General features: G+C 40.4%; 14 protein-coding genes. 4 read left to right on the top strand and 10 right to left on the bottom strand.

Annotated elements, in window-relative coordinates; all coding sequences use genetic code 11:
• Position 1: 1 nt before the first annotated feature.
• The 3 genes from ACHZA2_RS09395 to ACHZA2_RS09385 are packed head-to-tail and all read left to right on the top strand — an operon-like array spanning position 2 to position 3,903.
• Positions 2 to 568 (top strand): chemotaxis protein CheW, encoded by a 567-nt coding sequence (locus tag ACHZA2_RS09395; protein WP_319579505.1) that lies wholly within the window; start codon positions 2 to 4, stop codon positions 566 to 568.
• Positions 569 to 613: 45 nt separating this feature from the next.
• The gene (locus ACHZA2_RS09390) at positions 614 to 3,388 is read left to right on the top strand and encodes a methyl-accepting chemotaxis protein (RefSeq protein WP_319579504.1); all 2,775 of its coding nucleotides are present in this window, start codon (positions 614 to 616) and stop codon (positions 3,386 to 3,388) included.
• A gap of 8 nt (positions 3,389 to 3,396) precedes the next feature.
• Entirely contained in the window at positions 3,397 to 3,903 is a 507-nt protein-coding gene (locus ACHZA2_RS09385; RefSeq protein ID WP_319579503.1) for a chemotaxis protein CheW, read from the top strand.
• 208 nt (positions 3,904 to 4,111) lie between these two features.
• Here ACHZA2_RS09385 and ACHZA2_RS09380 read toward each other — a convergent pair whose 3' ends face one another.
• On the bottom strand, positions 4,112 to 4,270 hold the full coding sequence (locus ACHZA2_RS09380; RefSeq protein ID WP_319579502.1) for a hypothetical protein: 159 nt from the start codon (positions 4,268 to 4,270) through the stop codon (positions 4,112 to 4,114).
• 117 nt (positions 4,271 to 4,387) lie between these two features.
• Between ACHZA2_RS09380 and ACHZA2_RS09375 the strand changes: the two genes are divergently transcribed.
• Positions 4,388 to 5,239 (top strand): ATP-binding protein, encoded by an 852-nt coding sequence (locus ACHZA2_RS09375; protein ID WP_319579501.1) that lies wholly within the window; start codon positions 4,388 to 4,390, stop codon positions 5,237 to 5,239.
• A 1-nt stretch (position 5,240) separates the two neighbouring features.
• Here ACHZA2_RS09375 and ACHZA2_RS09370 read toward each other — a convergent pair whose 3' ends face one another.
• The 9 genes from ACHZA2_RS09370 to ACHZA2_RS09330 all read right to left on the bottom strand — a co-directional run bounded on the left by ACHZA2_RS09370 (position 5,241) and on the right by ACHZA2_RS09330 (position 13,694).
• Positions 5,241 to 6,098 carry a PD-(D/E)XK nuclease family protein gene (locus tag ACHZA2_RS09370; RefSeq protein WP_319579500.1) on the bottom strand — a complete coding sequence of 286 codons (858 nt, stop codon included), beginning with the start codon at positions 6,096 to 6,098 and terminating at the stop codon, positions 5,241 to 5,243.
• Entirely contained in the window at positions 6,092 to 8,101 is a 2,010-nt protein-coding gene (locus tag ACHZA2_RS09365) for a P-loop NTPase fold protein (protein WP_394698538.1), read from the bottom strand. Before ACHZA2_RS09365 ends, ACHZA2_RS09370 begins: the two co-directional genes overlap by 7 nt.
• Positions 8,086 to 8,808: a hypothetical protein gene (locus ACHZA2_RS09360; RefSeq protein ID WP_319579498.1), complete on the bottom strand. Its 723-nt coding sequence runs from the start codon at positions 8,806 to 8,808 to the stop codon at positions 8,086 to 8,088. The genes ACHZA2_RS09365 and ACHZA2_RS09360 overlap by 16 nt, the downstream gene beginning before the upstream one ends.
• Positions 8,809 to 9,298: 490 nt before the next feature.
• Positions 9,299 to 9,670, bottom strand: coding sequence for a HEPN domain-containing protein (locus tag ACHZA2_RS09355; RefSeq protein ID WP_319579497.1), 372 nt, complete (start codon positions 9,668 to 9,670; stop codon positions 9,299 to 9,301).
• Positions 9,660 to 9,986 (bottom strand): nucleotidyltransferase domain-containing protein, encoded by a 327-nt coding sequence (locus ACHZA2_RS09350; RefSeq protein ID WP_319579496.1) that lies wholly within the window; start codon positions 9,984 to 9,986, stop codon positions 9,660 to 9,662. Before ACHZA2_RS09350 ends, ACHZA2_RS09355 begins: the two co-directional genes overlap by 11 nt.
• 346 nt (positions 9,987 to 10,332) lie before the next feature.
• Positions 10,333 to 10,557 carry a DUF1156 domain-containing protein gene (locus ACHZA2_RS09345; RefSeq protein WP_319580959.1) on the bottom strand — a complete coding sequence of 75 codons (225 nt, stop codon included), beginning with the start codon at positions 10,555 to 10,557 and terminating at the stop codon, positions 10,333 to 10,335.
• 59 nt (positions 10,558 to 10,616) lie between these two features.
• Positions 10,617 to 11,678, bottom strand: a complete 1,062-nt coding sequence (locus tag ACHZA2_RS09340; protein WP_319579495.1) for a hypothetical protein — start codon at positions 11,676 to 11,678, stop codon at positions 10,617 to 10,619.
• Between the two features lie 8 nt (positions 11,679 to 11,686).
• Positions 11,687 to 11,905 (bottom strand): hypothetical protein, encoded by a 219-nt coding sequence (locus ACHZA2_RS09335; RefSeq protein ID WP_319579494.1) that lies wholly within the window; start codon positions 11,903 to 11,905, stop codon positions 11,687 to 11,689.
• Between the two features lie 106 nt (positions 11,906 to 12,011).
• The gene (locus ACHZA2_RS09330) at positions 12,012 to 13,694 is read right to left on the bottom strand and encodes an RNA-binding domain-containing protein (protein ID WP_319579493.1); all 1,683 of its coding nucleotides are present in this window, start codon (positions 13,692 to 13,694) and stop codon (positions 12,012 to 12,014) included.
• Positions 13,695 to 13,697 lie beyond the last annotated feature (3 nt).

Below are 13,697 nucleotides of genomic sequence, written 5' to 3'. Positions count from 1 at the left end.
CATGGAACCTATTACTGTAAAGCAGACAGATATGAGAAAATTTGCACCTGATTCAGGCATTAGCCGGGGAAGGGACCATATCTCCTACTCCCGGATTAAAGATACTGAACAGGTGGTTGAATTTGGGATTGGGGATGAGATGTTTGCGGTTGACCTCTTTGATACCAGAGAAGTGATTACTACACCCGATGTCACACCAATTCCCAATGTCCCTGAATTTATTACCGGAATCATAGATCTCAGGGGCATGATCACCACGATCATAGACCTTCGGGTTATGATGCACATCACCCGGGAATCTACAGGAAAGAGGCGCTCAAGGGTGATTGTGCTTGATAAAACTGTCAGTGATAAGATGATCGGGATCCTGGTCGATGATGTCTATTCGGTCACTACATATTATAAGAACGATATTGACCAGGAGGCTCATTCATCCAGTGAGGGTTCACGGGATATTCTCGGAGTAATACGTAAACATCGCAAGGATGGAAGAGGAAAAGACAAGAATGTCCTTGTGATCTGGCTTGATATCAAAAAGATGATACAGCGAATAGAGAAGGATCTTTAACCATAGAGAATCAGGTTTTTTTAAATTACAATAATCGGAGATATCATGGATTTGAACAATATTGAAAAACTGAGTACTGAAGAGTTAAAAGCTTTAATATCAACCCTTCAGGAAGAACGAAAAGAATTAAGTATTTTTGTTGAAGAAATTGCCTTGATGAGGCAGAACCAGAAAGCCGGCGATATTGAGTGGTTCATGCCTGTAGACAAATTTACCGGTGTGTACCGCACTATGGCAGAAGGGGTGAATGAGCAGGTTAGTGATCATATCGGGGTTAAAAAGCGCATTGTAGAAGTGATACGGCACTTTGGAGAAGGGGATTTTTCTATTGAGATGGAACAACTTCCCGGAAAAAAGGCATTTATCACTCATGATGTCAACATGTTTCGCTCCAGGATTCTGGAACTCTTCTCTGTCCTCAATGATTTAACAACCGCATCAGCAGAGGGAAAATTATCAACCCGGGCAGACATCTCAAAATTTGAAGGAGACTGGAAAAACCTTGTGCAAAATATCAACCAGATGCTAGATGCTATCCTTCTCCCTATTGGAGAAGGAAACAGGATATTGAGGCAGATAAGGGGAGGAGATCTTCGGGAACGGGTTGAGATTGAATGTTATGGCGATCATGAGGAGATGAAAAATGCCATTAACGGAGTGCATCAATGGCTATCAGAACTCATCGAGTATGTCACGAAGATATCAGCCGGTGATATGACTGCCCAGATGAATATGGCATCTGAAAAAGATCAGATCTATGAATACCTTATTAAGATGAAAGAGAGCATCAAAGCCCTTGTCGCAGATGCAAACATGCTTTCTCACGCAGCTATTGAGGGAAAACTCGAAACCCGCGCTGATGCCACGAAACACCAGGGAGATTTTAGAAAGATTGTAGAAGGAGTAAATGAGACTCTTGATGCAGTTATTGACCCCCTAAACGTTGCTGCAAATTATGTTGACAATATTTCAAAAGGAAAAATCCCACCAAAAATTACTGACACATATCACGGCGACTTCAATATCATCAAAAACAACCTGAACACCTGCATTGACGCGGTAAATGCACTTGTCGCAGATGCAAACATACTCTCTCAGGCAGCTATTGAAGGAAAACTTGAGACAAGGGCTGATGATTCTAAACACCAGGGAGATTTCCGCAAGATTGTAGAGGGCGTCAACAAAACACTTGATGCAGTTATTGACCCTCTAAACGTCGCTGCAAATTATGTTGACAATATTTCAAAAGGAAAAATTCCACCAAAAATTACTGACACATATCACGGCGACTTCAATATCATCAAAAACAACCTGAACACCTGCATAGATGCCGTAAATGCACTTGTCGCAGATGCTAACATGCTCTCTCAGGCAGCTATTGACGGAAAACTCGAAACACGTGCGGATGCTAACAAGCATCAGGGCGACTTCAGAAAGATTGTAGAAGGTGTCAACAAAACTCTCGATGCAGTTATTGGACCTCTTAATGTGGCTGCAAACTATGTTGACCGAATCAGTAAAGGTGACATTCCGGTTAAGATCACCGATTCGTATAATGGTGACTTTAACACGATCAAGGACAATCTCAATATCTGTATTGATGCAGTCAACGCTCTAGTATCAGATGCAAATCTGTTATCTAAGGCAGGAGTAGAAGGGCGACTTCAAACCCGTGCGGATGCAAACAAACACCAGGGTGACTTCCGCAAGATCGTTGAGGGAGTTAATGAGACACTTGACAGTGTTATCATCCCGGTCAATGAGGCACTCCGGGTCTCAAAAGAATATGCAAACTCAAATTTTGCTGCACGGGTTGATACTTCTCTCAATGTATCAGGTGACTGGATTGCATTCAAAGATGCTCTGAATAATATCGGAATCCAGGTATCAGAAGCAGTCGGGCTCATCAATAAACAGGTTATAGATCTTGCCTCAAATGCAGAAGAGGCAACAGCAAGTACTGAGGAAGTAGCAGCTGGTGCACAGCAGGTTGTGCGGATCACCGGGGAAGTCAGTAGTAACTCACGGCAAGGAGAAGATAGCATCATCCAGGTGCTCAAAGCAATGGAAGACCTGAATATCACTGTTTCTGAAGTATCAAGAAAAGCAGAGATGGTCTCAGTAACAGCAACCCAGGCCAACAACTTTGCAAAGAGCGGTGTTGAACTTGCTCATAAGTCTGAAACGGCAATGAATGAGATAAAACACTCATCATCAGAGGTTGATCAGATCGTTAAAGATATTAATCAGAAGATGGATGAGATTGGAAAGATTGTCCGCCTGATATCAGATATTGCAAACCAGACCAACCTTCTAGCCCTGAATGCTGCAATAGAAGCTGCACGGGCAGGTGAAGCAGGACGAGGATTTGCCGTTGTTGCAGCTGAAGTCAAATCTCTGGCACAGGATTCCCGCACTTCGGCTGAAAATATCGCAGATATGATAACTGACCTGCAAAATAAAGCGAAACAGGCAAATGCTGCCATGGGCCACGCTGGTGAGACGGTGGAGGTTGGCAGTTCAGCCCTGCTTGAAACCCTGGATGCTTTCAACCAGATTGCTATTTCGATTGATGAGATAACCAGGAATGCAACCGATGTAGCGTCTTCATCAGAAGAACAGGCTGCATCTGTTGAGGAAGTTACTGCAAGTATCAATGAAGTGAGCGGTCTCATTCAGAACACTACAAAGGATGCAAGAGATGCTGCTGCAGCAACTGAAGAAGCATCATCCGCTATTGAGCAGGTTAGCAGAGTTATCACGAATGTGAGTGGGATCGCTGATGTGGTCTCTAGAGAGATGGCGAAGTTTAGAATCTAGGAGCGAAGATGGATCTTGCTAACATCAAAACACAGTCAGGAAAGGAAAATCAGGAAGATGAGGTGCAGGTTGTCGAATTCATTATTGGAGAAGACAAATTTGCGGTCAACCTTTTTGATGTCCGGGAGATTGTAGAGGCTTCAAAGATCACTCCTCTTCCTCATGCTCCATCCCATGTCAGAGGGATAATTGATCTTCGTGGTGAAATTACAACCATTGTTGACCTCCGACAGTTACTCAGGATAAAAGCATCAAAAGATGCATCCACTGCAGATCTCAGGTTCATTGTGATGGACGATACGGTCTCTTCACAGAAAACCGGTATTGTTGTTGATGAAGTAACCTCAGTGCTGACTGTTCCGGTGACAGATATCGATCAGGCAACGAAAGGCGGATCTGATGACGGAGGGCACATCCTCGGGGTAATTAAGAAAGAGGTTGGAGAGCGGGGAGAAAGCAGAAAAGAACTGGTAATCTGGATTGATGTCAGGGAATTAATCACCAACATGAATTAAAAAACACCGAATTTAAGGACTTAAGGGCTTATCGAGTAGGGATCCAAAAAAATACATCACATTTTTGTTGGTATTGCAGATCATGAGGAGAAGACCAAGTTTCTAATTTCTTCGATATCATTGATGGGTGTTACATCTCCTGATCTGATTCTCAATCATTCCCTTTTTAATTCTCACCATGGAACACATACACCCAATTGTATCCCGGTTATCCAACGATCATGTTACCTGCCTCCTCAAACAACGCCGCCTTCTTCTTCGGCCAGTACTCCAGCACGTTCCAGACCTGTGTGACAACCGCTACAAACCGACCGCCATCCTCTCCCGGAATCTCGATCACAAACGATTTGATCCCATTATTCTCCAAGTGTTTGATCTTAACTGAAATTCACTTATCTGATCTGGACATATTGAGAATTCAATTTCCAATCTGTCCATAGTGATATTCTATGATCTCAAGAACAGCCGGAAAAGGATACTGGAGTTGGTTGCAGGATTTCCTGCAGTGATCATAACCGGGCCACGTCAGTCCGGGAAAACTACCCTGGTCAAGACTCTGTTCCCCTCAAAACCATGCATCTTTCTCGAAGAGCCTGACACCCGGAGATTTGCAGAGGAGGATCCCAGGAGTTTTCTGGCACAGTTTCAGGATACCGGGGCAATTATTGATGAAGCACAGTATGTTCCGGAGTTGTTCTCATATTTACAGGGGATTCTGGATCACAATAATACTCCAGGCCAATTCATTCTAACAGGTTCACAGAACTTTCTCATGATGGAACGTATATCCCAGTCTCTTGCTGGGAGAATCGGTATCATTCGGCTACTGCCACTATCAATGAATGAACTGATCCAGGCAGGGTTTCAATACGACAGGTATGAAGAATATCTATACAGGGGCTTTTATCCCCGGCTATATAACTCAACGATTCTCCCATCTGACTATTACTCGTCGTATGTTCAGACATATCTTGAACGGGATCTCAGGCAACTGAAACAGGTCCATAATCTCACCACGTTTCAGACCTTCCTCAGGATGTGTGCCAACCGGGTCGGGCAGATAGTAAATTTTTCATCTATTGGTAGTGATTACGGCATAAACCATAAGACTGTCAAGGAATGGATATCTCTTCTTGAAACATCAGGGATTGTTTTTCTCTTAAAGATTCATCATAAAAATTTCAATAAACGCCTGATTCAGATGCCAAAGGTATATTTTACCGATCCCGGACTTGCGGCATATCTTGCAGGGAGAAAATCTGCTGAAGAGATCGTGACTCATCCATTGAAAGGAGGTTTGTTTGAGACAGGGATTATAATTCACCATCAAATTTAGGTCATCTGCCAAACTTTTCTTCACATTGTTCAAAGAAGAAACATTGTTTACAAAGGTTTTTATCAAGAGTACCTAATATAGGTCTTTTACCTGAGGCAACATCTTTAGCTCTTTCGACGAGTTGAGGAACCCCTTTAATAATTGTTTTTATTTGATCAACACTATATCGAATTAATGGTTCTTCCTCTTCAAGATAAAGGACATGTACTCCAGGAAAAAGACCCGTATTTTGATAAAACATTTTTGAATATAGAGCTGTTTGAATTAACTCTTGAGTTGGATTTGATGCCATTTTCCCTTTATATTCAACAATTATAGGAGTATTCTCTGTAATATCAAAAAGAATCCCATCGGTGCTACCTCTGACCAAAACCTTTGTTCCATCAATAGTAATAAATTCTGTTTTCATCATGGGGCTAGCGTCTTGAAATACCATCCTAATAACTACATCGGGTTTTTCCCCGATATCTATATGGGGAGTAACCATCTCACAAAGATAATTGCTCCAAACTTTCATTGCTGCCCCAAGTGCTATGGCATTATCGGGACCAAATTTTATGCCATGATCAAGCAGATAAGGATAAAAATACTCCATTTTAATAGTTTCAAGAACAAAAGAGGACCGCGTTTTTGATGGTTTTCCAAATGCATTTATCAACTTTTGACGCTTTTCTTGATCTCCTCTCCCAGAGATATCCGAATGTACCTTTCGGCTAATATAATGAAAGTATTTACCAGGTAACTTGCCTGATCCCTTATGACCAATTCTCCATGCTTTTCCGTTTTTTTCTAAAAAGTATCCAAGTAGACGAGGACAATGTTGGCAAAGATGTAAGGCACTTACAGATAATTTTAACATGTTGCTGATGATCCATATAGCATAATTGTCAATCCAGAACCAGTAGGAATAAGTTTGAAATCATCTTCATGACTTTTACAGCAATCAATAAGCGAATCGAGACTTATTGGAAATGTTTTTATCAATTCTTTATGGATATAATCAATATCTGCAATGAAGGATGGGCCAGTCCGAAGGAGGTCAGTTAATACGTTTTTTATATGATCACACTGTGGAGGAAGCGGGATATTCTTTGGCGGGATTGATAGTAATACCTCTCCAAACTTTTCTGGAGTTTTAATAAAGAGATTTAGGTCTTCTAATGTAACATTCCTTGATCCATCAAGAGTTTCATATGTAATATCACCGACAACAACATTCCGTCGTAGATTATCAAGAGCGTAAAAACGACAGATATCTGCATAATGAGGAGAATAAACATACCCACCTTTATTAGCAAATTCTTTTTGTTTCTTTCCAGTAGCTATCCATGATTTTTTACTCAACGTACACCTTGGATCAGCAATAATTATGCAAAATTGATCTTTATTCTTATTAATTAACTTTATCCCCTCTGTGAAATATCCTCCTACTGTTTGATAGTTACTCTCAGTATTAATTAGGATGACTGCTTTTTCGTTTTTATTTGAGATTTTTATATACTTTTTACTATCTGTACTTGTAGTTACATGCCAACCAATTCCTTTAAAATAGAGAGATGTGGCAGATAGTAACTGTTCTTTTGAGAGAGACCATTTGGTGGGTTCTAAGCATCTCAATTCTTCAGTTGCTTCTTTAAATTTTAAAGACAGAATATCAAGTGGATTTACCTTTTTTATCTGCTGATTATTTAAGATAATCTTGTTGGCTTTTATTATTACTTCTCGAGGAGAAAGAGTACCAATATTGTTTTGAAATAGGTTCTTTTTCAGTTCATTGGAAAGCCAATTATACAATTCAATCCATTTTTCGGGGAATTTACTTTTTATCCTTCCTTGAAGTATTTCATCAACTTGATCAGGTGAACAACCCATTATCGCAAATGAATTCATCTCAACTCTTTCAATCACGCTTGTATTGAGAAACGGTTTAAGTCCGGTATCCCAGTACCTCATTCTGGAAAGGACAACAGGTAGAGTTCCAGGGCAAAAATTAACCAATGTTTGTATCATTTGACCAAATGCAGTTCGTTGGTTTTCAGAACTCAAATCTTCAAGTTGGTCGAAACATATAATAATTGTAAGATGGTAGCGAGCAGCTAACGCGGTTATTGATAATATTCTATCAAACATTATCTGTTCATGAACATCTTCTGCAATTTTTTTTGCATGATAGGTAACACCAATCTCTTTTGACTCTTTTTCATCAAGCCTTTCACCATATAACCATTTCCTAGCAATATGCCGCTTTAAGTCATTACAATAAGCAAATAACGCCCTCAAAAAATCATTCGAGACACGAACTTCTTCTCCAACAAGCCATGCAATTGCATTATCCGCTAGAATTTGTGCCTCTGCTTGTTTATCTTTCTGTGGTAAAAAGAAAAACCATTGATTGTCTTCTATTTTTTGATTTATATTAGGGATCCCATTTTCTTTACTGACGTATTCTCTTAAAACCTCAGTAATTAAACGGTGAATTTGAGTGTACCTGGGTCTGCCAGGGATGTTTTTTCCAAGGCTAGTTATGATTTCACGATTGAGATGGTCCATTGGTTTTGAAGAAGCAAAGATCGGAATTATTGAAACAAAAAATGCATTTACTTTTTCATCAGAACATTTTTTCAGAATTCTTGCCAGTAAATGCGTTTTTCCAGATCCATTTTCTCCTTTTATCAAAATACCAATTGGTAGTTCTGGATTTTCTGATTTCGCTTTTACAAGTTTAAAGAGGTTATCAAATGGCCCAGCACAAATAGATGGAACATCATAATCATTATTACCCCAAGGCTGAGGGGCAGAGTTTGAACAAAAAGGATTGTTATCTCGAAGGATTTTCTTAGGATCCATTACATTCCACTCCATAGAAGGAGTATTCGTAATGTATTCTCACGATCAAGAAATGAATCATCACGTTGTTTTTGCGTTAGAGACTCTTGGTTACTCGTTTGTAACACAATATCTCCTTGAACCCATAAAGTCTCTAAAAGGTTATCGAATTGATCCCTTTCCCATTTTAGATGTTCTCGAATTTCATAGATCTCAACATAACCACGTCCACGTTCGAGATTATCATAAGCTCGTTTTAATTCCGTCCGATCAGAATTATAATTAGTTATAGGAGTTACCTCTGATTTTAATTTAAAAACCCATTTAGATCTATTTCCTACTTTTAATTCAATTTCAATACCAATTTTACCTTCCTTAATTAGGACATTCAAGATTTGAGTAAGCTCTTCTTTTTTAAAGGGGAGCTTAGTTGAAATTTGATTAATGGTTAATTGGGGATACTCTGTGATACATTGCAGGCATAACTCAATCGGAGTATAGGTAGAGATATACTTTCTTTCTCCTCTTGGAAAGATTTTAGTATAGATGAAGGGTTGTGGTTTAATGCTATTTATGATCTTAATTACGTCTTGATCCTCTGAATTTTTTAAAATCCCAATTTGTTTTCTCAGTTTTGAAGGGATATTAGATTTAAAGTTAGTGATAGAGCGATACCGTTTTGGATCACCTCTAATGAACTGTACGATTGCTTGTGCTACTGAATCTAATTCTTTTTTTTCCATAGATGTAAATATATGTATAGATATTTATCGATGCCGACATGGTTTTCTATTGATTTTTTAGTAGGTAAATTGTGATTTTTTCTCTTTTCTCACATAATAATTGCATAACAGACAATATATTTAGAATTATAGAAGATATACATTAAATTTGTTTAATGAAACTAAGTTATTTAAGTTTAACTTAATAATTCGAAATGAGTTACTAATTAATACATTTTTTTATTATTTCGGGAATATGTTATTCAGAATAAGAAAATTTTTATGATTAATTCGAAATATATTGGTGATATTCACTGATAATAATCAAGGGATAGTAACAATCTAAACACCAGATTTAAATGATTGACCAAGAGATAATAGAATACCCAATATAATAAGAGCACAAATTTGTGATTTTTTACTGATATTGAATAAACTCAAATAGGGACAGGACTAGGAGAGACACTTTTCATACTCAAAGAAACAGTCAAGGAACATTCCTCGTCTAAAGCTAAACCAATTCACTCCACTCAATAACCTTTGTAGCAATCTCTATCGCTTCTTCCGGGGTGAGAGTATCAGCAATAGTATCATCATATCTTGCCTTGACTGCATACAGATTGAGAAGGGCAACCTTATCACCACCAACCGGCAATGTGAGTGAAAGATCCTGAACTAATTCAGTCAATTCAACAAGATCATGAATCTTCCTAATGGGAATGCCTTTCCGTATCAATACTGCTTTTAACCCTTTCTCCACCGTCTGTTGAGCATGAAAGCAGATAATTGATGATGGTCCATCCTTTTCATAAAGGATTTTTGCAGCAATAAGATCATCATAAGCGAGACGGATTAATGCTGCACTCTCCTCCTCAGCACTCATACAGTACCTTTCCTTCTGATAAAGCCCAGTATACAACAGTGCCAGGGACAGGGTCTCTGGTTTTCTCTGTCGGGTACACCAGAATATCAATACCAACTCCAGGGGCTATTCTGCCGGCTGCTTTTCTCAACCGTACCATCTCCATTCCCTGGTGCTTGACAGTATCCTCTATTACCATGAGATCAATATCTGAATCAGGAGTCTCTTCACCGCGGGCATATGAACCGAACAGGATGATTTTTCGTGGGTTAGCAGCCTTAACAAGACGTTTCACCACATTTTGTATATCATCCATAGTTACCGGAACCTGGTTCATAATTCACCATATAATTCTGAAAGAGTACATCCTGCCTGAAATATCCCGAGATATATAATTATAGTATTAGTGTCGCTAATAATAACTCTCATCTCTCCTTTCATGTTGACATACAATAAGAATCTCTTCAATATTCTCTGTCTATACCGATCCTTCCTCAAACAACGCCGCCTTCTTCTTCGGCCAGTACTCAAGCATATTCCAGACCTGCATGGCTACCGCCACAAACCTCCCTTATTCTCTTCCGAAACCAAGATCACAACCGATTTGATCCGTACATTTTCCAGGGTTTAGGTCTTAGCCGAAATTTACATACCCAATCTGTCCATAGTGATATTCAATGCTCTCAAGAACAGCCGGAAAAAAGATGCTCGAGTCGTTCAGTCTTAACAAACTCCTTCGGGCATAAGGGGTCAACTGGATCCGGCCAGAGGGATGCACAGATAACTGCACGGCAAGCAGCAAGAGACCGACGAGCCCACCAGATATGAAGTGTCGAAATATGATGACCATGACGGATGGATTTCTCACGACGGGCATGTTCTGATAACTTTCTTGATCGGAAGATCAACTTCAATGAGATGCTTTAGGTAGGAGGAGGTTTGTTGAGACATTTTTATCAGATGTGTGTTAAAGCACGATTTGTTTTGGAGGATCATGAAATGGTTTATCAGAATCAGGGATAGAATCTAAATATTCAGCTACTTTCCCATTAAATGGGATAAAATCACCAAATACTTCCTCATAGTTTTTTGTCACATCGGGTATCCGGGTATGAACAACTACTACCTTATTCCATCGCTTTCCATGTCGGTGGATCTTAGCTTCATGAATAATATCTCTGATTTTCGTATCAGATGGGGCTAAAGAATATCCCAAAAAATACAGTTCATCTGCTTCTGCGATCTTTTCTATTGCAGCATTCGAGATCTCAATAAGATAAGGGGACCTCTCTACTTTTTTTCCAAATGGGGGAACAATTAAAGACTTTGGATCAAATTTTTCACAGCAAAAATATCGTTCTTGCTCTTTCGGAGGGAGAGATTTTATATATTCAATATATTTTTGAACTCCGATCCATGGTGTAAGGTATGTTACAAATAATTCTCCACAATTTGTACATCTGCCCCAATTTATTGAACCGTGTAGCCAAAAAACGTGTAATTTATATTTAACCCAATCCGGGGTTCTAATGCGATAACAAATTGGACCATGACAAGCCAGATCAACGTCAGGGGATAACTCGCGATAATTTACCCCATAATCAATATCTTTTCTATCCAATACTCCAGATAATGCGAATTCAAGAAAATGGTCATAATTAAAGGTGAGTATAGTATCTCCCGGGTCGACGATTTTGGCGAACTTACAATAATTTCTCACGTAACCTTGGGCTTCGCTTGATAATGAACTGATATCTCCGTCATCTTTACACGAACCATCTCGAAGAGAACGATAATATTCCAATTCTCTTTCCATATTAAGAATATTTTTGGCTCGAATTACTCCCCCCATATCCTCCTCCTCACAAAGATATGCGGCATATGGATTATCAATCGGACCGATATCTAAATCTGTATTTATTTTGTCCCATGTTTTGGCAATTATTTCAATTATTGCATTAACAAATACCTGACGTAAAGAAAACAGTTCTTCTGGAGAATAATTTTTTAAAGGAGATCCCTCAATCAAACAATTGTCTATTTCTGATAATATTTCTTCAATATTTGGAGTATTATCTGGGAGATATACATCAAAGAGAAATTTGAGTATTTTTTTTGATCTTCCTCATTCACGAGAGATAAAAACCGTTCTTCTAAAAAGTTTCTAATTATTGGAGCTCCGCAATCGGCTGACATTCCAGCACCGATAATAAAAACCCGCTTTGGGGAGAGATGGGATACTTCTGTTTCACTCATGAATATTCCTCTGATAACTCCTCATTGTAACGATATTTGTGCCAGATATGCTCCGGCTCATAAGTCCTCACCTCGATATAATCCTGGCTCATATCCGCACATATTCTCACTCCTCCCAGACATAATATGTCCCCTTCCTGGTCCCTTTTTGCTGAACCGAAGGGTAATTCTCAACCATTTTATTGAGTAATTTCGAAGCCTGGGATCCGGTGAGGGTGCATAAATCCATCACCCCGGACCGGGTAATTTTTCCATGTTCTTTAAGCCAGGTTATAATCATCTGTTCCTGCTGGATTCTATCAAACCCTTTAGCCCTGACATAAGCTGAGGATTCATTCAGCCGCTTGTACACTCTTGGAGATAGGATGTAATGTCTGCCTCCTTTCTCTCCAACTCCTTGGACAAGCCCTCTCTCGATAAGTCGTTCAAGTGTAGCCTTCGCTGAATTCAATCCTTTCTGGGTCAGGTTGCCCGCTTCAGCGGTGGTAATCCTCCGCTCTGAATGGAGGGCATTTAAAATAAGCAATTCATCAAGTTTCAGAGATTTCCCATTTCTATCCTGTTCAAAGACCAGGGCAGCGAATTCAAGCGACGACTCTCCCCCCGGGAGAACCACCCGGACCGCATTTGAATCAGTTCGTGAGTAATCGGGAATCGGTCTGCCATAGGTGATCTGACCGATGTAGATCTTATCGACACCCCGCCCGGTCGTCTCCACAAGTCCGATTCTCCGGAAGACTTCAGCAAGTCGCGGGTTTCGGGGCTTCGGTTCATGTACGAGGATGTTGTCTAGGGTGACCCCTTCAGGAAACCCTCCGGGATTGGTAATGAGAATATGGTCTGTCTGCCACTGGATGAACACCGGCCCGGATTTTGCATAATCCCGGTGAAGAATGGCATTCATCATCGCTTCACGAAACCCTTCAGAAGAATAATCCGGAATCGGAACACGGAATAACCCAACGATTACTTCGCGTTCAGCATTCCGGGCATTGAAACGATCCTCAATCTCCTGAAGAACACGGGAGAGCGGGCCATGAAACACATCATTAAGCCTGACATCTCCCCGTTCATCGAGAACCTGGAAGAATACCTCATGGGTAGGCAGATAGGTCGTGATGATTTCTTCCTTTCCAAGGAGCAATAGACCGGCGTAATTGGGGATGAGCACTCCATCCTTGGTTTCCACAAGTTTTAGAGCTTTTACTAACTCCTCATCTGTCAGTTCAAGGAGAGTATTCTCTCCTTTGCGGGCTTTGATGATCCTGCGAATCCACGCGAAAGCAACCGGGTCGAAAGCATCGAACCCAAGATCAGGAACCTGTTCAGCGGTCAGGTCTATGGATTGGATCTGTATCCTCCGGGAGAGATGATCCCGGGGATAGAACGGAACAGATTGAGGCTTTCCCTGAGTCTCAATAATCCGATGGAGTGCTTTCCCTTGAGAGGTCGAGCAGATCTCCGGGTGTTGATCCACCTCAATCGAGACAACCTGAACGTCATCAACAGGCACAACCGATATACGTGTATTAATATTTGGCACAGTCTTAGTGTAGATCATCGCTCTGATCTTAACCGGATCAATCCCCGTACCTGACCGATTGGGGATTCCGGTTACTGTCCCGTCATCCTCAACTCCAAGGAGAAGCACTCCTCCGTCGGTATTTGCCATTGCCACAATATCAGATACAATCTCATCATCGCTTTGGATCCGGTGGAGTTCAGATTTGAACTCCCTGCCCAGACCCTCACCCGCTGCGGCTAATCTCCGGATCTCCTCCTCATCCATCAG

The sequence above is a fragment of the uncultured Methanospirillum sp. genome (assembly GCF_963668415.2).
Taxonomy (GTDB): domain Archaea; phylum Halobacteriota; class Methanomicrobia; order Methanomicrobiales; family Methanospirillaceae; genus Methanospirillum.
This window is presented reverse-complemented; position numbering and strand designations above follow the sequence as displayed.